At 70.1% G+C, this 19,047-nt stretch carries 7 protein-coding genes and 1 tRNA gene; 6 read left to right on the top strand and 2 right to left on the bottom strand.

Features of this window, described 5'->3' with window-relative positions:
• Positions 1-50: 50 nt before the first annotated feature.
• Positions 51-563 carry a pyridoxamine 5'-phosphate oxidase family protein gene (locus BDK89_RS20180; RefSeq protein WP_133870673.1) on the bottom strand — a complete coding sequence of 171 codons (513 nt, stop codon included), beginning with the start codon at positions 561-563 and terminating at the stop codon, positions 51-53.
• Positions 564-618: 55 nt separating this feature from the next.
• Between BDK89_RS20180 and BDK89_RS20175 the strand changes: the two genes are divergently transcribed.
• The 5 genes from BDK89_RS20175 to BDK89_RS20160 all read left to right on the top strand — a co-directional run bounded on the left by BDK89_RS20175 (position 619) and on the right by BDK89_RS20160 (position 6,840).
• A complete protein-coding gene (locus BDK89_RS20175; RefSeq protein WP_133870672.1) occupies positions 619-1,170 on the top strand; it encodes a TetR/AcrR family transcriptional regulator in 552 nt (183 codons plus the stop codon).
• Positions 1,171-1,571: 401 nt separating this feature from the next.
• Entirely contained in the window at positions 1,572-1,724 is a 153-nt protein-coding gene (locus BDK89_RS21935) for a hypothetical protein (protein ID WP_166657724.1), read from the top strand.
• A gap of 73 nt (positions 1,725-1,797) precedes the next feature.
• Positions 1,798-3,003: a BaiN/RdsA family NAD(P)/FAD-dependent oxidoreductase gene (locus tag BDK89_RS20170; RefSeq protein ID WP_133870671.1), complete on the top strand. Its 1,206-nt coding sequence runs from the start codon at positions 1,798-1,800 to the stop codon at positions 3,001-3,003.
• Between the two features lie 50 nt (positions 3,004-3,053).
• Positions 3,054-3,126 (top strand) — tRNA-Ala (locus tag BDK89_RS20165).
• A 360-nt stretch (positions 3,127-3,486) separates the two neighbouring features.
• Complete coding sequence (locus tag BDK89_RS20160) at positions 3,487-6,840, top strand: AfsR/SARP family transcriptional regulator (RefSeq protein WP_133870670.1); 3,354 nt, start codon at positions 3,487-3,489, stop codon at positions 6,838-6,840.
• On the opposite strand, the gene BDK89_RS21930 is transcribed toward BDK89_RS20160, so the two are convergent.
• Positions 6,799-6,972 carry a hypothetical protein gene (locus tag BDK89_RS21930; protein WP_166657723.1) on the bottom strand — a complete coding sequence of 58 codons (174 nt, stop codon included), beginning with the start codon at positions 6,970-6,972 and terminating at the stop codon, positions 6,799-6,801. The two genes, BDK89_RS20160 and BDK89_RS21930, sit on opposite strands and share 42 nt — an antisense overlap.
• 210 nt (positions 6,973-7,182) lie before the next feature.
• Between BDK89_RS21930 and BDK89_RS20155 the strand changes: the two genes are divergently transcribed.
• Positions 7,183-18,930, top strand: a complete 11,748-nt coding sequence (locus BDK89_RS20155; protein WP_133870669.1) for an Ig-like domain-containing protein — start codon at positions 7,183-7,185, stop codon at positions 18,928-18,930.
• Positions 18,931-19,047: the final 117 nt, after the last annotated feature.

Genomic DNA, 19,047 nt, shown 5'->3' with positions numbered 1-19,047 from the left:
AGCGACGAAACGTATCCGACCCCATTCGGGAGCGGACCCGCCGGGTGGGGTCAGTGGGTTGCGTCGTCGAAGTGGAAGGCGAAGAGGCGGTGGGCGTCGATGCGGGCGAAGGCGGCACCGTCCATCACCTCGAGCCAGGCGTCGCCGTAGCGGGGGAGGTAAATGTCGAGCAGCGTCTGACGGAACTGGGCGTGCTCGGCGGCCTCGACGTCGATTCGCTGTGCGGTCCCGTGCACTGACACCGCGAAGTGCTCACCTGGCAGATGGGTCGCACTCACCGCCGACCGCTCACCGATGTGGCGGAACCGGAGCGACGTGGGCGACGAGCCGAAGTGGAACGAACCACGGAAGAAGATCCCGTCGACCGGTCCGGTGATCGGCCGGCCGTCGCGCGTCGTGGTGGCCAACGTGAGGAGGCACATCCCGTCGAGCCGGGTCGCGAGCGCAGCGGCGTCGAGCCGCCGTTCGGGGGCGTGAATCTCCCGCAGGTGCGGTCCGGCACCTGCGTAGCTCGCGTCGATCAGCCGTTGCAGTGCCGTGAGGTCGTCGGGACGTTCGTGCATGTCGATTCCTGTCGTTTCTACGCTGTAGAGGAGATCGGAACTCTACACTGTAGAAATGGCGACACCACGCGGAACGCTGTCCAGCGACCAGATCGTCGACGCGGCGTCCGACCTGATCGCCGAGGAGGGTCTGTCGAAGCTGTCGATGCGTCGGCTCGGCGCCCGCCTCGGCGTCGACCCGATGGCCCTCTACCACCACGTCGGCAACAAGCAACAGCTGCTCGCCCGGGTGCTCCAGCAAACGACCGTCGATCTCCCCGACACCGACCCCGACGTGCCGTGGGCCGACGAGGTGCGGCGGTGGGCGATCGCCTGGTGGCAGATCGTCGTCCGCAATCGCGAACTCGTCGCAGCGTCGCTCGTCGATCCGGCGATCGCCTCCGGCGGCATCCCGGCCGCCGAACCGCTCACCCACGCCGTGCGCCGCAGCGGCCTCGACCCCGAGACGGCCACGGCGGCGGTCTATCTCGTCGTCGACTTCGTCCACGGTTCGGCCCTCAGCGGCGGACTCGACCGCGCCGACGAACGGGCGAACGAACTCCGGGCCCACTTCGAGCGAGGACTCGACATCGTCATCGCCGGCATCGCCGCCGAAGAACAGACCTGACCCCAGGGGGCGTGAACGACACCTCCCGGGCCGCTCGGTCGATCAGCGGATCCCGAGCCGATTCAACTCGGGCACCTGACCGCCGGGACTTCGATTGGTGGGTGGTGCCGGTGTTCGCGCTGGAAGGGGAGGGCGGCGGCTTGGTTTCTCGGTGGCCGTGTTGCGGGATTCCGGACGTGAGCCGCCGAGAACTTGGGGTGCCCGGCGTTGCGTGGGTTCTCGGTGGTTGTGGTGCGGGTTTCGGGACGTGAGCCGCCGAGAACTTGGGGTGCCCGGCGTTGCGTGGGTTCTCGGTGGTTGTGGTGCGGGTTTCCGGACGTGAGCCGCCGAGATCGTTGGGGGCTTCGGTTGGTGCACTGGAGCGACGGGTTGGGAGGGAACGCCGACGGGTATCCATCGGCATGACGAGCGACACCAACGACGACACGCCGAACTTGCCGTCGGCGCGTGACCTCGACTCGGACGTGCAGAGCACGCCGGCGGGCACCACCGACGAACTCGAGGACGAGATCGACGACACCGGGGCCGAGGTCGCCCCCGACACCGACGACTGACATCCGGCGCCCGCCATCCGACAACTGACATCCGACCCTCTCGGTTTCGCGCACGGGCTGGCATGCTCGGTGCATGGCAGCGACGGCGGCAGTGATCGGCGGGGGACCGGCCGGTCTGATCGCGGCAGAACGCCTCGCGGCCTCCGGCGCCGAGGTGACCGTGTATGACCATGCCCCGTCGGTCGGCCGCAAATTTCTCCTCGCCGGACGTGGCGGGCTCAACATCACCCACGCCGAACCGTTCGAACAGTTCGTCACGCGGTACGGCGACGCCGCCGACCACCTCCGACCGTCGCTCGAGGCGTTCCCGCCAGCCTCGCTCCGCGAGTGGTGTGACGACCTGGGCCAGCCCACCTTCGCCGGCAGCAGCGGCCGCGTGTTCCCCGAGGCGTTCCGGGCGACGCCGCTCCTGCGAGCCTGGCTCGCCCGCCTCACCGACGCAGGCGTCCGGCTCAACCCGCGCACCCGCTGGCTGGGCTGGACCGACGACGGCGGCGTGCGGCTCGGCACGGCCGACGGTGACCGAACTGAACATCCCGGAGCGACCGTGCTCGCGCTCGGCGGCGCGAGTTGGCCGCGGGTCGGCTCCGACGGCGGCTGGGTCGACACCTTCCTCCGAGCCGGCATCGACGTCGCCCCACTGCGCGCTGCCAACGTGCGCGTGCTCGTCGGGTGGACCAGCTGGTTCGTGCGCCAGTTCGCCGGCGAGCCGCTCAAGAACGTCGCTCTCACCGTGGGCGAGCGGACGGTTCGGGGCGAACCCGTGGTGACCGAACACGGGCTGGAAGGCGGCCCGGTGTACGCCCTCGGCGACCTGATCCGCGACGAGCTCGACGAACACGGCACCGCCACGCTCACGATCGACCTGGCGCCCGACCTCACCGCCGCCCAACTCGACGAGCGTCTCGGCCGACGCGAACGCGACTCCACCTCCACCCGCCTGAAGCGGGCCGGCCTCCACGCCGTCGCCGTCAACGTGCTGCGTGAAGCGACCAGCAACGAGCTGCCGACCGACCACGAGCAACTGGCCGCCCTCATCAAAGCGGTGCCGCTGCGCGTGAGCGGCACGGCGTCGATCGACCGGGCGATCTCGTCGGCCGGCGGGGTGCGCTGGAGCGAACTCGACGAGCACCTCATGCTGCGGCGCCGACCCGGCACGTTCGTCAGCGGCGAGATGATCGACTGGGAAGCCCCGACCGGCGGCTACCTCCTCCAAGCCTGCTTCAGCACCGGCCGCACCGCCGGCGACGGCGCCGCCGCCTGGTTGAACGCTCGGTAACGCAGGCAACGGGTCGGGCCGAGCGCCGCTATCCTGAGCCGCCCCAACTCGGGGACGTAGCTCAGTTGGCAGAGCACCTGCTTTGCAAGCAGGGGGTCGTGGGTTCGATTCCCATCGTCTCCACCCGAACAGCCCCGCCCGCTCACCCCGGCCGGGGCTGTCGCCATTTTCCGACCCGGTCCCGCCCCCGCCCGCCCGCCCTGCGGACTCCTGGGCGATTGAATCGACTTGGCGTCCACCGGTGGACTCCTGGTGGATTTAATCGACTGTGCGTCCGGGGTGGTGGGGCTCCGGGGCGTCCGGGCCGGCGGTTCGGGTGGCTGCGGACTCCTGGTGGATTTAATCGACTTGGCGTCCACCGGTGGACACGTGGTGGATTTAATCGACTGGGCGTCCGGGGTGGCGGGGCTCGGGGCGACGGCTCGGGCGACATCGTCACCTCTGGGCGGCCTAAGCTGCCCGGCCGCAGGGGTGACATGGCGGATGTCGAGCGAACAGGGATCGAGGAACAGCGACGTCGGCTCGCCCCGCGCGCCGGTCGCCGCCCCGCTCGTCCGGATCCCTCGTCCACGACTCACCGAACGCGTCGGCCGCGCCATGTCCGGCCAAGCGATCGTCATCGTCGCCCCGGCCGGGTACGGCAAGACGACACTCGTCGAAGAGGCGCTGGCGACGACGCACCGTCGAGCGGCCTGGGTTCGCTGCACACCGGCCGACCGGCACGCCGACCGACTCCTGAGCTCGATCGTCCGTGCGGTCGACGACGCGGTTCCCGGCTCGTCGGAGGTGATCGCAGACGCCCGTGACGGCGGGCAGCCGGCGCCGGATCCGGGCGACGGCGTGCGGGCGCTCTTGGCCGAGTGCGACCGCTTGCTCGTCGACCCGATCGTCATCGTGATCGACGACGCGGAGAACCTGACCGAGTCGGAGGGAGCGTGTGCCATCGTCGACGAACTGGTCCGCGACACCGGATCGATGGTGGGCGTCGCCCTCTTGTCGCGGCGGGCGCTCCCGCTCCGTCTGGCCAAGCCGAGGCACTCCGGGCGTCTCGTCGAGCTCGGCATCGGCGACCTGGCGTTCGATGCATCGGAGTGCAGCGATCTCGTCGCCCGCGCCGCCGGGCGAAACGTGTCGACCGACGAGGTCGACGGGCTGTTGACGGCGACCGAGGGCTGGCCGATGGGGATCGCCACCCTGGTGAGCGGCGGAGACCCCGGCGACGGCACCGTAGGAATCGAGCGGCCGTTCCGCTCGCCGAACGCGCTTCGGGAGTATCTCCGGGAGGAGGTGCTCGCACCGCTCGCAGAACCGTTGCGAACGACGCTGCTCTGCTCGGCCGTCCCGCGCCGCCTGACGCCGGCGGTCGCTGTTGCGCTCGACCTCCCCGACGACCATCTCGCCGGAGCCGGCACCCGCGGGCTGTTCCTCCAACGTCTCGCCGGCGGATCGAACGCGGACGGATGGTCCTACGCCTATCACCCGCTGTTCCGCGAAGCGCTGCTCGACCAGCTGAGCGCCGACCTCACCGACGCCGAGATCCGTGACGTCCACCGGCGCGTCGCTCCCGCCGTCGCAGCGCACGACCCCGTCGAAGCGATCGAGCACCGGCTCGCCGCACAGGAGTGGTCGAGCGCCATCGACGCGATCGTCGCCGAGACGGGTGCGTCGGCCTCGATGTCGACGGCGCTCGTGCGCGGATGGCTCGACCAGCTCCCCGACAGTCACCGTGCCGACGCCCGAGTCGATCTGATGCTGGGCCACCTCGCCTGGGCCGACGGCCGCTTCGACGTCGCCATCGAGCACCTCCGAGCAGGCCTCGCCGCCGGTCCCGCAGCCGACGTCGACCGTCAGATCGAATGGTGGGCTCGCTTCCGACTCGTCGACTGTCTCGGCATGATCGGCCGGCCCGACGACGGGGTGCCCGTCGTCGACGGCTTCGACCGACCCGACGTCCGAGCGGCCGGCCCGATCGCCGCGGCGGCAGCGTTGTACGCCGCACACGGCATCGCATCGGCCGGTCGGCCGGCCGACGCACTCGATCTGGCCGCGCGGGTGAACGACCTGCCCGAGGCGGACAGGGTCGCACCGATCGATGCGCTGCTTCGCGCGTACATCGACGTCCCGGCCGGGAGGCTCGCCGAGGCCGCGGACCGAACGCTCGCCGCCTACCGCCAGGTGGAACACGACGACCCCCTGAGCATGCGGCTCAATTTGATGGCAGCACACGCCACGGTGCTCGGTGAGCAGGGTCACCGAGATCAGGCGTTCGAGTGGTGGGAGCGTCAACGGGTGCAGGCCGAGCGGGCGCTGCTGGTCGCTCGGGTCGACACGATCCGGGGGTTGCAGGCGATGTTGCTCGCGCAGTCGGGGCGCTCGTCCGACGCCGAGAACCTCCTGGCCCTCCGCGACCCCACCGGGACGTGGGCCGATCAGTCGGCGTACGTCGCTCGGGCACTCCTCGCAGCCGCCGACGGCGACCGAGCCTCGACGATCGCTGCGGCACAGCACGCCATCGCCGCCGCGTCGGTCGGCCCACCGCTCTACCGATGGTCGACGCTGATCGAGGTCGTGCCGGCGCTCGTCACCGTCGGTGCCCACGAGCGGGCAGCAACGGTGCTCGACGCCGCCGCTGCGCTCGTCGACGACTGCTACCCCGGTGCGACGGGTCGCCACCTCGTGGCCCGGACCACGATCCGCCGGGCGGCGCTGGCCATCGCCGGCGGCGACATCGATCAGGCGTCCGAGCTCGTCGCCGACGGCCTGCGCAACGCAGGAGAGACGGCCCCCGACATCGTCCGGTTGGAATGGGGCGAGATCGGACCGGCGGTCTCCACCGCGCTCGAGAACGGCACGCTGTCGCCCGCTGCCACGATCGAGTGCCTCTGGACCGCCTTCCCCGACGGCGCCGCGCTCGTCGAGCTGGCCTCACACCCCGTCGCCGCCGTCCGTCGCTCGGCGTTCCGTCCCGCCCTCGCGTCGGGCAACCCCACCGCTCGTGCGGTCGTCACGCACGCCGTCGACGACGCCGACCCGACGGTGGCCCGTTCGGCCGCCGACGCCGTCGCACTCGTCGCGATGTCGCCGCCTCCGCGCCGGTTCGAATCGCTCGGCGGGTTCCGGATCCGGCGTGGCGGTTGGAGCACCGACGACGGATCGTGGACTCGGCCCGCCGATGCCCGGCTGGTTCGCTTCCTGCTCGTTCACGGCGAGACACCGGTGCCCACCGATCTGCTCTTCGACGCTCTGTGGCCCGACCTCGACAGCCAAGGGGCCCGACGCAGCCTGCAGGTGTCGGCGTCGCGGGTCCGCAAGCTGCTCGACGACCCGGGCCCGTCGCCGAGCATCATCGACGCCGGCCCCGACACGTACCGGCTGCGACTCAGCGAGGGCGACGTCCTCGACTGGCAACAGTTCGAGCGAGCGGCCGCCGCCGCGCTCGACGCCACGACACCGTCGCTGCGCCTGCTCGAGCATGCCCACTCGCTCTGGGGAGGCGAGCCGTTGCCCGAGGAGCGCTACTCGGATTGGGCGGCCAGTTGGCGGGCGCGTCTCGTCGACCGATGCGTCGACGTCCTCGTCGCACTCGTCGGTGTGCACAGCGATCGCGACGACCACGCAGCCGCGATCCGCATCGCGCGCGAGCTCGTCGACATCGATCCGTACGACGAACGCTCCCACCGGCTCCTCATGGCGGCACTGGCCCGGAGCGGTCGGCGCGGACAGGCCTTGCGCCAGTTCCTCGTGTGCCGACGGATGCTGCTGGAAGACCTCGGCGTCGAGCCCAGCGCCGCCACCTCAGCGCTTCGCGGGAAAATCCTCGACGGCGGCCCCCTCTGATCGACAGCGCTCGATCGTCGCACCCACCAGGTCGAGATCGGCGACGCTGATGACCTCACCGGTCGCCACCACCTCGACCCACACGGTCTCGTCGGACGTGAGATGGACGATGAACGTCGACCGATCTGCCATTGCCGACTCCTACCGGAGGTCGCTCATCAACGACTGATCGCCGGGTCCGCGTGCATCACTCCGTTCGGCGATAACGCGCCGATGAGCCACGATTCGTACCGTCGAGCGCCTATGTCGAGGAATGGGTGGGCGCGACGTCGGGCGGACGCGACGAACAGGTCGACGACCCGCAGCCGGTCGCGGCGAGTGGGCCGATGGGGTGTCACGGCCATGGTGGCCGTGTCGGGCGTCCTGCTCCTCACCCCGGCCCTGCGCGCCGATTCGCAGTCGCCGCCCGACGGCGTCGCCGCTGCTTTCGAACGAGCCCGCGATTCGGGCTCCTATGCGTTCACCAGCGATGTCGAGGCCGTCACGGCGCCGGTGCCCTCGGCCCTGACGGCGGGTACGTCGAGTCACACCGACTATCTCCACCTCGAGGGGACGACCGATCTCGATCGTTCCGAGTCGGAGTTCGCGTTGTGGGCGAACTCGTCGGGCGCGTACCCCGACGACGCTTCGGTCGGGTTCCGTCTGACGGACGGCGCGACGTACCAGCGGACCGGTACCGGATCGTGGGAGAAGTCGTCGACGGCGGCACCCGGTTTCGCACCAGAGGGCGACCAGCTCGGCTTCCTGCACGGTGCGACGAACGTCGTCGATCTCGGACTCGCACCCGGTGTCGACGCACGCCGCTACGCCTTCGATCTCGACGGCGCGGCCTTCGCCGCCTCCATGGCCCACGAGCTCTCGTCGTCGTTGCAGGACCACGGTGGCGCGTCGGCAGGCATGGCAGTGGCGATCCCGGCGCACTACCGAGACATGACCGGCTCGGGGGAGCTGTTGGTCGACAACTCGACCGGTCTGCCCATCCGCACCGAGCTGTCGGTTCGGTTCCCGCCGGTGGACGACTCGGTCGTGACCGCCGTCCTCCGCACCGACTTCTCGCGGTTCGGGTACGCCGAGTCGACGCCGCCGGCGATCGCCGATCGACTCGTGGTGCAGCCGCTGACGACCGGAGCGTCTCTCGTCCCCGTCGTGCTGCTCGCCGCCGGGATGCTCGTGTTCTGCCGACGCCATCCCGACCGGACGCGATCGGCGGTGGCCGTCGCGGTGGTCGTCGGTCTGTTGCTCACCGATCCGCTCGCGCCCACGTCGACGGCCGCCGGCGACACCCCTGCGAGCGGCGGTGCCGACGATTCGACGCCGACTACCGACGACGCCGGGATCGCCGAACTCGCCCGCCAGGTCCAACTCGACGGCGTCCTCGCCGTCGACCCACACCTCGACCGGATGGCGGGCGTCGATCGGCCGTCGCAAGCCGGCGGGGTCGACTCCGACGGAGACGGGGTACCCGACGACGAGGAGCAGGAACTCGGGACCGATCCGCTGGAGCAGGACACCGACGGTGACGGCCTCGACGACGACGAGGAGATCCAGATCGGCACCGATCCGCTCCGCGACGACACCGACGGCGACGGTCACCTCGATCTGGCCGAGGTCGAGGGGTTCGCGCTGCCGGGAGGAGCCACGGTCTGGTACCCGGATCCCAACAAGGCCGACAGCAACGACGACGGGATCCCCGACTCGATCGAGTGGGACGTCACCGAGAGCGGCTCACCGGCCGACACCGACGGTGACGGCGTCCCCGACCTGTTCGACACCGACAACGACGGCGACGGTGTCCCGGACCACCGCGACCTGTCGCCGTTCACGGCGGCGACTCCCACGTTCGACGACGAGCATCCACTGGCACTCACGCTCGACGGCCTGACCCCCGGTGGTCTGACGATGTTCGTCGAGTTCCAGCTCCGCCCGGCGAACCCCGACCACCTCCGCGCCGCGCTCCGGCCGCTCGACTGGCCGAACGACGCGCTGGGACAGATCCGCGACGTCAACCACGGCCGTGACGACCTCAGCTTGGTGCCGATGCTCGAGATCGGCTTCCCCACCGGTGCCTCCGTCGTACCCGACGAGGATGCACTCAGGCCCTATTCGGTGCGGCTCGACGACCCGGACGACCCCGAGCGTGCCTACGTGCCTCTGAGCTTGATCACCGACGAGCGAACGGGTGAGCGGGTCGCGTTCGGCGGCCGCATGCCGTATCGGACGCCCGAGGCCGGCTGGCCCTGGGGTGATGCCCATGACGTCCGCCTCGTGTGGACCGTGCGCGTCGACAACGACATCACCTGCACGCCGGAGGATCCCGACCCGCTCCCGGCCGACCCCGACGTGCCGACCGACTCGGTGTGCGGTGCCGACGGCTACCGCTACGACCAGCCCCAGGTGGTGCACACCTACGCCGGCGATTGGAACCTCACCGGGCTCCAGGTCAGCGAGGAACACGGCGCACAGACCGCGCTGATCCACGAGGACCCCGCGGTCGACGACGACGTCTACGAGAACGGACCGACCTGGGCGCTGGCCGACGTGCTCAGCGAGCGCCTGCTCACCGCCGTGCCCGACTCCGGCGGCGAGGACGTCTACGTGTTGGAGGTCGACGGGCTGGCGACCCGATTCGACCACGCGTCGGCGACGACGCTCGACGGTCGCTACGGACTGCCCGATGTGTTCTCGGTCGAGGAGCGAACCCACGCGACGTTCGACGAGGCCATGCGTGCCGTCACCGAGGACATCTACGACCGGGTGCTGCCGCGCTACGGCTCCCCCGACGCGTGGAACCCCACCACCTCACCGATGCCGTTGGTGATGACGGCGTACACCTCGGACACGCGGACGGTCAGCATCGACGAGGTGAGCGTCGGGGACGGTCGGGTCGGATGGTCCGGACACGACCTGCGCGTCGATCTGGTCCCAGGGGTCGAGCGCGCCCGAATCGGAGGAATCACCTGGAGCTCGTACTGCGGTGGCAGCGCGGCCTCTCCGGTCTGGTCACGCTGTTCGATCGAGCAGGTCGGCGACCGGCTCCAAACGCAGTACGCCGACATCAACGTCGACCCGGACGACCCGACGCAGCTCCACGACCCTTCGGTCGACGGTCCGCTCGATCCCGACATCGCGCTGGGGCAGGACGTCGTGATGATGGGCTACTACCTCGGGGTCGCCAACGGCATCAGCACGGTCCTGTCCCTGACCGACGCGGGCGGAACCACGACCAACATCGCCCCCTACGAGCCCGAGAGCGACGAAGACCTTCGGGCTCGCGTGAACGGGGGTGTCCGCGCAGCCAAGACCGCCGCACAGATGGTGCACTTCAAGTACCTCGAGAACACACTCCCGTACCTGAAGCGGTCGCTGTCGACCAAGGCGCATGCCGCCGCCAAGGTCTACCGACTGATGGGTGACCGGGGGACCCTCTCGACGCTGCGGCGCGCCGTTCGGAACGACCTCCTCGCCGGTGCGGTGGTGGCCGGCGCCGTCGCCGTCGGTGTCGCCGTCGCCTTCGCGCTCGACGGCGACCCCGACGCGCAGATCGCGCTCGGTGTGGCGGCGTCGGTCGCCGGCACGGTCGCCTCGCTCACCGTCTTCGTCCCGTTCGCCAACGTGGCACGGGCCGCGCTCCCGCTCGGACAGACCATGGTGGGGCTGGCGACGTCCAGCTCGAAGGTGCTGGGGATCACCACCGCGGCGACCGCCATCGGCACGGTGCTCGTGCTGGGTGTCACCTGGGGGTTCTTCATCGCCGAGATGGTCGGCAACGGGATCGTGGCCGGAACCCCGGCGTTCAACGCTGCGCTCAGCACCGTGTTGGCGACGTCGATCTTCATCGTGCTGCTCGCCGTCCTCACCGTGACCGTCGCCGGCGCCTTGCTCGTGGCGGTCGTCTCGGCGATCGACGGCATCCTCAGCCTGATCTGCGAGGTCGGCTCGGACGACGATCGTGACCGGTTGACCGTCGACGACCAGTGCTTCACCATCGGCGGCAGCATCATCGGGGTCGTCGCCGACTTCCTGTACACCTACCGGCCGCTGGTCGACCTCGACCGAGACGACCTCGTCTCGGTCACGGTGCCCGACGACGAGCCGCTGTTCCGCCTCAGTGACCCCAGTCGGGGCTACGTCGTCGGCAACCGGTTGGACGTCGCGCTCGACGTGACGTCCAACATCCGACACGTCCGACCGGACAACGTCTTCGCCGTGAAGCCGCGCTACCTCTCCGCCCACAATCTCACGTCGGCGTCGTTCGAGTACTCGGTGACGTCGCCGGACCCGGACACCGACACGCTGTCCGCGAGCCTCGGCGACATGCGGGCCGAGTGGGAAACGCCGTCCTCGTTCGACGACGGGTACTTCTGGGCGACCCTCCAGAAGACGTCGGCGACCCGACGCGTCCGGGCACCCGGCGCGATCACCTTCGCCGACGCCGGCGTCGGCCGACCGTTCCAGTACCACCTGAACATGGCCTACGCCGTTCCGACGCTCGAGTGCTGGATCCCGTACATCTCGATCGAGAACTGCGACATCGAGCCCTTCACCGGTTCGAACGTCAGCTCGTTCGACCCCGTCCACTTCGACGTCTTCCCGGCGACGATCGACGAGTTCCTCGCCACCACCGCGACCGACAGCGGACATCGCTTCGCATGGGACCCGGCGTTCGCGACGATGACCGACTTCGACGGTGACGGCCTGCGCTCCGCCGCCAGTGGCGGACTCGACCCCGACGACACCGCCTGGGACACCGACGGGGACGGACTGAGCGACGACTACGAGCTCGCGCAGCGCGAGCGCGGCGTGGCCATCTCACCGACGAGTGGCGACACCGACGGTGACGGGCTGTCCGACGCCGACGAACTCCGGTACGGGACCGACCCTGCCGTCGTCGACTCCGACCGTGACGGGCTGTCCGACGCCGAGGAGATCGAGGGGTGGGAGATCACCCTCGACCGGACCGGACGAACGGTGCCGGTGACGTCCGACCCGCTGGCCCCCGACACCGACCTCGACGGCATCGACGACGAAGCCGAACGGTTCCTCGCCGACGACGGACAGCTCGACGAGAACGACCGGGCCTTCCATCCCCGATCCTCGAACGTGCCACCCATGTCCGTGTCGATCACCTCGGACGCTCCCGGCGGCTTCGTCCGTCCCGGAACATCCGTCGAGTTCGAGACCGCCGTCGAAGCCGGCGTGCCGCTCGGCCCGAGCGTGCTCGACATCGACACGCCCGTCGACGATCCGCTGCCCGTCCTCGTCGATTTCGACCCCGACACCTTCGATACCAGCCAGACCGTCGTCCGGACCGACCAACTCGATGTGTGGCCCGATGCCGTCGGCACCATCGAGATCGGAGCCGTCGCGAGCGGCCGTCTCATCCAGGACCCGCTCCCGCCCGACCTCGATCTCACCAGCCGCACGGCCATGGAGTCATCGCACCCGTATGCCTCGGTGGCGGTCACCCCGATGCGCGCCGACACCCAGAACAGCTTCGCCATGGTCGACGAATCCCACGACGGGCAACGATTCGGGTCGGTGTGGCCCCGCGTGCCGGGCACGGGCTTCGACCCGACCCTCGAACTCGACCGCGACACGGACACGACGGTGGACCCTCCGCGCGACGACTGGGCCCAGCGCAAGAACGGCGGCGTCACCACCGCGTGCACCGACGACGCCGACTGCATGACGGTGTGGCCGATGGCCCAGAACTGTATGGCGTTCACCGTGAACTCGATCACCGTGAACGACGCGAGCGACCAGAACGGCGACCTCGAGATCGGCGTCTACCTCAACCGAACCTCCGCCGGGTTCCACCTCTCCGAGTTCGAACAGCTCTGGCACTCGGTGGCCGACGGTCCAGGGTCGCTGAACGACGGGTCAACCACAACGATCAACCGTCAGACCGATCTGTGCGGCTTCGGGTATGTGGGTTTGGTGGAGACCGACGGTGAGGATCGAGCCGACCTCGTCGACTGCGACAGCAACCCGCCCGAGTCGACCAACTGCAAGCCGCTCCTGCACCGGCATCCCTCCGGCCAGCTCGGTCTGCTGGAACTCGCGTTCGGGTCGGTCGACGGCCCCGGTACCTACGACGCGACGTTCGAGTTCCCGGGGTGCCCCAACAACTGCGACGAAGTGGTCGTCAACTACACACTGAAGGCCGGCGTCGCCGCCGTGAACGGTCAGGAGGATCGACTCGCGGCGGCCATCACCGACGGGGTGACGAGCATCTCGCGGTCGCAGTTCGGCATCCGCGGCGTCGGCCCGACGGTGCACGATCTCGCCCCGGCGATCGCCAGTGACGGCGACCGATTCTTCGTCGTGTGGACCAGCACCACCGATCGCGCCGACGGTCGGGTCGACGTCCACCTCCTCGGCCAACGCTATGACCGCACCGGCACACCGGACGGCGGCGTGCAAACACTCGAAGCGCCGTTCGTCCAGGACCGGTCCGACCCAATCCCGATCCTCGACGTCGCCTGGGCCCGCGGGCGCCGACCCGTGATCGTCACCGCCGGCAGTGTGCCGTCGGGAGCGAACTGGACCACCGTCAAGTCGTTGTCGTGGAGCTCGAGCGCGACCGCCGAGGTCGATGTCGCCATCGATACGCAGACAGGAGTGGCGACCGCCGTCCATCACGACTTCGACGGTGTGTGGGCCACCTGGTTCCAGGCCGACGCCGACCAGGTCTCGGCAGCGCTCGGCACCCGACGGGTGATCATGCTCGGCGCCGGCAACGCGAACGAGCTCGCGACTCCGGTGGTCGCACGGATCCCCGGGTCCGGTGGCTGGCTGATCGGCACTCGGTACGTCGGTCCCGACAACGCCGACCTGCTCGTCGGGCGTTTCTCCGACGCCTACTTCCTCACGACGCAGTCGCCGCGGGGGAATCCGACCGGCCCTGCGACGCCCGGGGAACTCGTCAGGCTCGACGCCGACTTCGCGGTCGGCCACTCGCTCGCCTGTGCGTCGGGCGACTCGACGCCGGTCGTCGATCTGCGCTTCGACGATCTGCCCGGCGCGACCGAGTTCGTCGACTCCTCGCGTCTCGGGAACCATGCGATGAACTCATCGGGTTCGCTCCCGGCGGCCGGGCTCGCCCCGTCCCCTGCGACGAACTCCGACTTCGCGGCACTCCTCCATACACCGGATCGTCTCGAACTGCCGAACCCGGCCGGAGAAGCCGTGACCCTGTCGATCTGGTTCCGGAGCGACCCCGATTCGAACCCGATCGTCCGCACGCTGACGATCCGTGACTCGCAGGCGAGTCAGTTCTTCGACATCAGCGGCGACCGTGTGACCTGGCAGGCGGGCGGAATCGGCCGGAGCGAGTTCGGCAACAGCATCGACCGCATCCGACCGTGGGACGGCGAGTGGCACCACATCGTCGTCACGCGGACGGAGGCCGGCACCGGGTCGATCACCGTCGACGGGCAGCCCTGGGTCGACGGATTCGCGATGGGGACACCCGACCCGGCCGCTCTCGGGATCAGTGGCGACGGCGTCCTGATCGACGACTTCACCATGTTCGATCGGGCGCTCGCGCCCGGCGAGATCGCGGCACTCACGAACCGCACGCCGCTCGACCGCTGCATCCTCGTCGGCGTCGAGGGAGTCGACACCGGCGACGCCGACCGGTTCCCATGGGCCGAACTCACGCTCACGCCGCACGACCCGGTCGCCCTGCTGCGAGCGTCGGCACAGCTCGAACTCCGAGTCGACGGCGCCCTGCCCGACGTGTCGGTTGCACCGCTGCCCGACACCGTGCCCGGTGGCTCCGAGAGCCTTCCCGGCACCTTCATCCTGAGTGGCGGCGTGACCGATATCGGTGCCGGCGTCGTCAGCGTCGAGGTCAGCGTGGACGACGGACCGTTCCACGCCGCCGAGGGACTCGACACCTGGTCGTACGCGCTGCCCGTGGACGACGGACCGTCTGTCGTCCGCGTGCGGGCCACCGACGCCGTCGGCAACGTGGGCACCGTCCGACGGACCGTCGTCGCCGACGGCGTCGCGCCCGAGGTCGCCCTCGACGCCGTGCCGGCCACGCCGATCGCGCCCGACACCGACCCGTCGACTGGAGCACCGGTCGTCTCGCTGACCGGCTCAGCGGAGGACGCAGCATCCGGCATCGCCGACGACGGCGTCGAGGTCCAACTCGTGCCCGCACCCTCGACCGACACCGCGACCGAGCACGACTGGCAGCCGGCGACATTCGACGGCGAGCGGTGGCAGATCGACTACCGCTTCTCCGCCACGGCGATCGACGTGTCCGGCCCGTGGGACGTGCGGGTGCGCGCCACCGACGCCGTCGGGAACGTCTCCCTCCACGACCAACCCGCTGCCGTCGTCCACCTCGACGCCAACGCACCCGAGGCGGCCGTTGGCGAGCGGGACGCGGCCCGGCGGGTGATCGCCGGCGGCGACGTGCTCCAGCTCGCCGGTGAGGTGACCGATGCCGACGGCGCCGGTGTCACGACGGTCGAGATCTCGTTCACCCCGCTGGACACCCTGCTCGCCCTGCCCGACGGCGCCACCGTCGACGACCTCCCCGAACCGCCGACCTGGACCCCGGTCGACCTGGCTGAGTCGGGTCCGGGCGTCACCGAGACGACGTGGACCTTCGACATCGGCGACGACCTGGAGGACTCGTACCAGATCGACGTGCGCGCCACGGACGCACTCGGCAACCGAGCCGTACGCCCGAATGTCTGGAGGGGAGTCATCGACACCACGGCTCCCCGCCTGGTGTCCAGCGCGACACCCACCGGGTCGACGCACACAGGCGGTACCCGGTTCGAGGTCCGCTTCGACTGCGAGGCGACCGACCTGTTCCTCGACCCCGACTCGTTCGACTGCGACGGCGGCTCGACCGCACCACCGATTCGGGTCCATCGCACCGACGCAGCGGTCCAAGCCGAGTTCCCCGACCTTCCTCTGCTCGAGCAGATGACGACCACCTTCACCCGATGGGAGCGCGGCCCGCAGACCGACGTCCACGTGGCGGCGTGCGACGTGTTCGGCAACTGCACCACCATCGACGACGTCGTCGACGGCGGCAGCGTGGCCGCAGACCTGAACGCAGCGATCGCATCCCCGACCGAGGGTCGCCACGTCGCCACCGACGGCCCGATCGACGTGGCCGTCGTCGCCGACGCCGCCGCTTCGATCCGGTCGTTGGTCGTGACCGTCGACGGCATCGAGGTCGAACGCCGCGACTTCGCCGATGGGGAGATCACCAGCTTCGCCGACCTGATTCCGGTCGACGTCGCCGGAGGGCATCACACCCTCGAACTCACGGTCGAGGACTGGGTCGGCGCCACGGCGACGGCGACGCCGGTGTCCTTCTTCGCCGACACCCAGGTGCCGGACGTCTCGTTCGACTCGTCCCCGATCACGACGGACGACACCTGGGGCCTCGGCAGCGACGTCATCAGGTTCGACGGCGACGTCTCCGACGACGGGACCATCGCCTCGGTCGAGATCAAGGTCGACGACGGTGACTGGACCGACGTGATCGTCGATGCAAGCGGCTGGCGCGGCGCACTGGCCGTACCCGACGCCGATGGGTCGGCGCTCCGGGTACAGGTTCGGGCCAGCGACCTCGCCGGCCGGTCGATGACGGTTTCGGAGTCGGCGACCGTCGATCTCGATCCGGACGACCCGAACTTCGAACGCCCCGACACGACGATCGTCAGCGGTCCGCCCGGAACGACGAACTCGACCGACGCGACGTTCGAGTTGGACAAACTCGCAGGCAGCAACGAGGTCGTCGCGGCGACGTGCAGTCTGGACGGCAGCGACCCGGAGCCGTGCCCGGACCACTGGACGGTCCACGGACTCAGCAGCGGCGACCATCGCGTCGAGGTGGCAGCGGTGGACTCCTCGGGGTACGCGGACCTCACTCCCGCCAGCTGGGAGTGGACGGTGACGCCGTCGGGTCCGCAGGTCGAGTTCGGTACCCCGCCGGAGGACCCGACGACCGAACGGACGGCGACGTTCTCGTTCTCGTCCGAGCCCGGATCAACATTCGAGTGCCGTCTCGACGGTGCCGACTTCGAGCCGTGTTCGTCGCCGACCAGCGTCGACGAGCTCGCCGACGGCCCGCACCGCTTCGAGGTCCGCTCGACTGTGGCGGGCACCACCGGCACCGCGACACCACACGTGTGGACGGTCATCGACGCATCCCCCGTCGCCGACGACCAGCATGTGGTCTACGGCAACGCTCCCACCGGAACCCCGATCGCCCTGTCGGCCACCGATACCGACCCCGTCACCTATCGGATCGTCGACGGGCCGAAGCACGGGATCCTCGAAGGTGCCGGACCGGATCGCACCTACCGGCCGGTCACCGACTTCGACGGGACCGACGAGTTCACCTTCCAGGCGTTCGACGGCGACCAGTGGTCGAACATCGCAACGGTGACCCTCGAGTCGGGTTCGACGCTGACGTGGCCCGAACCCGCCGCCATCGTCTACGGCACGCCGCTGTCCGATGACCAGCTCGCTGCCGGTGCACCCGTTGCCGGCACCGTCACCTACGTGCCCGACGCGGGCACGACCCTGCCTGCCGGCACGCACACCCTGACGGCCACCTTCGTGCCCGACGACGACGCCTATGCGCCGGCCACGGCCAGCGTCACCATCGACGTCACGCCACGTCCACTGCAGATCACGGCATCGTCGGTGTCGCACTCAGCCGGCACCGCACCACCCGCCGTCAGCCCGATCTTCGGGGAGTTCGCCCCCGGCGACGCCGCAGCCGACCTCGACCTCGCCCCGACCTGCTCGTCGACGAGCTCCGACACCAGCCCGGTCGGTTCCTACGTGTCGCGCTGCACGGGTGCGAGCGACCCCGACTACGCCATCGTCTACGTCGACGGGGTGGTGACGGTGACGTCGCCGGAGTCCGAACTCGACGCCGCTGCCCGCTACGTCCCGCTCGACCCGGCCCGCCTCTTCGACACCCGCCCCGGCGAGACCGCAGCCGGACCGAAGGGGGCCGTCGGACCCGACGCCTCGATCGACGTCCAAGTGACCGGATCGGTCGGGGTCCCCGACGATGCGGTCGCGGTCGTCATGAACGTCACGGCCACCAACGCAGCCGGCCCCGGCTACGTCACCGTCTACCCCGGTGGCGAGGAGCGACCGATGGCTTCATCGATCAACATCGTCGCCGCCGGTCAGACACGCCCGAATCTCGTGACGGTGCCGGTCGGCGCCGACGGCACGGTCAGCCTCTACTCGCTCGATGCCGTCGACCTCCTGGCCGACGTCGTCGGCTACTACGTCGACGCCGACGCTCCGGTCGCCGCCGGCCGATTCGTCCCACTCACCCCCGAGCGGTTCTTCGACACCCGACCCGGCACCGACGCACCGGGCCCGAAGGGCAAGATCGCACCCGGCGGGTCGATCGACGTTCCCGTGCTCGGCGTGGGATCGGTGCCCGACACTGGTGTGGCGGCGGTCGTGATCAACGTGACGGGAACGCTGTCGGACGCGCCGGGCCACCTCACCGCCTATCCGACCGGGATCGATCTGCCCGGCACCTCGACCGTGAACTTCGACGCGGCGGGAACGACCGCACCGAACCTCGCCATCGTGCCGATCGGAGACGACGGCGCGATCACGATCTACTCGTCCCACGGTGCACACGCACTCGGCGACGTCACGGGCTACATCACCGGGCCTGAAGCGGAGCCCTCGGTGGCCGGCCTCTTCGTGCCGATCGTGGCCGAGCGCACCTTCGACACGCGAGCGTCCGAACCGGTGCCCGGACCGAAGGGCCAGGTCGCCGGTGGCGACTCGATCGACGTGCAGTTCGCCGGCGTCGGGACCATTCCGACCGACGCCGCGTCGGTCGTGCTGAACGTCGCCGGCATCGGGAGCCGGCCCGGCCACTTGACGGCGTGGGAACGCGGTCCGGCCCAGCCGACCGCCTCGACCCTCAACTTCGTCGAGGTACCGGTGGACGTCCGGGCCAACGCCGCGATGCTGCAGCTCGGCGTCGGCGGTCAGATCAGCTTCTTCACCCTCGAGGAGTCACACATCCTCGGCGACACCGTCGGCTACCACCTCGGCCCCCGCTGACCAGCGGAATGCGGACTCCTGGTGGACTACATCGCCTGTGCGTCCACCGGTGGACCCGAAGGCGATTACATCGACTGGGCGTCCGGGCCGGCGTCGGGGGCGGGCGTGCCGGCGAAC

Source organism: Ilumatobacter fluminis, from assembly GCF_004364865.1.
Taxonomy (GTDB): domain Bacteria; phylum Actinomycetota; class Acidimicrobiia; order Acidimicrobiales; family Ilumatobacteraceae; genus Ilumatobacter; species Ilumatobacter fluminis.
Note: the sequence above shows the minus strand (reverse complement) of the source record. Positions and strands in the feature narration are given on the sequence as shown.